The sequence below is a fragment of the Dyella ginsengisoli LA-4 genome, from assembly GCF_000334915.1.
GTDB lineage: Bacteria > Pseudomonadota > Gammaproteobacteria > Xanthomonadales > Rhodanobacteraceae > Dyella_A > Dyella_A ginsengisoli_A.
Genome location: NZ_AMSF01000081.1, coordinates 1 through 1,196 on the forward strand (window position 1 = coordinate 1; position 1,196 = coordinate 1,196).

1 protein-coding gene is annotated in these 1,196 nt (G+C 65.4%); it reads left to right on the plus strand.

Features of this window, described 5'->3' with window-relative positions:
* Positions 1–1,191, plus strand: a complete 1,191-nt coding sequence (gene tuf, locus C693_RS0117535; RefSeq protein ID WP_017463590.1) for an elongation factor Tu — start codon at positions 1–3, stop codon at positions 1,189–1,191.
* The last annotated feature ends 5 nt before the right edge of the window (positions 1,192–1,196 follow it).

The following is a 1,196-nucleotide window of genomic DNA, read 5'->3' on the forward strand; positions in this document are numbered from 1 at the left end:
ATGGCAAAGGGTAAATTCGAGCGCACCAAGCCGCACGTCAACGTGGGCACGATCGGTCACGTGGACCACGGCAAGACGACGCTGACGGCAGCGCTGACGAAGATCGGCGCAGAGCGCTTCGGTGGCGAGTTCAAGGCGTACGACGCGATCGACGCGGCGCCGGAAGAGAAGGCGCGCGGCATCACGATCTCGACGGCCCACGTCGAATACGAATCGCCGACCCGCCACTACGCGCACGTGGACTGCCCGGGCCACGCCGACTACGTGAAGAACATGATCACGGGTGCGGCGCAGATGGACGGTGCGATCCTGGTGTGCTCGGCCGCTGACGGTCCGATGCCGCAGACGCGCGAGCACATCCTGCTGTCGCGCCAGGTGGGCGTGCCGTACATCGTGGTCTTCCTGAACAAGGCGGACATGGTGGACGACGCCGAGCTGCTCGAGCTGGTCGAGATGGAAGTGCGCGAGCTGCTGTCGAAGTACGACTTCCCGGGCGACGACACCCCGATCATCAAGGGTTCGGCGCTGAAGGCGCTGGAAGGCGACCAGTCGGAAATCGGCGTGCCGGCGATCATCGCGCTGGTGGATGCGCTGGATACGTACATTCCGGAGCCGCAGCGCGACATCGACAAGCCGTTCCTGATGCCGGTGGAAGACGTGTTCTCGATCTCCGGCCGCGGCACCGTGGTGACCGGTCGCGTGGAGCGCGGCATCATCAAGGTCGGTGAGGAAATCGAGGTCGTGGGTATCCGCGACACGCAGAAGACCACCGTGACCGGCGTGGAAATGTTCCGCAAGCTGCTGGACCAGGGCCAGGCGGGCGACAACGTGGGTCTGCTGCTGCGCGGCCTGAAGCGTGACGACGTGGAGCGTGGCCAGGTGCTGGCCAAGCCGGGTTCGATCACGCCGCACACGGACTTCGAGGCCGAGGTGTACGTGCTGTCGAAGGACGAGGGTGGCCGTCACACGCCGTTCTTCAAGGGCTACCGTCCGCAGTTCTACTTCCGCACGACCGACGTGACCGGCGCCTGCCAGTTGCCGGAAGGCGTGGAGATGGTGATGCCGGGCGACAACGTGAAGATGGTGGTGAGCCTGATCCACCCGATCGCGATGGACGAGGGTCTGCGCTTCGCGATCCGCGAAGGCGGCCGTACCGTCGGCGCCGGCGTGGTGGCCAAGATCATCAAGTAAGCGGT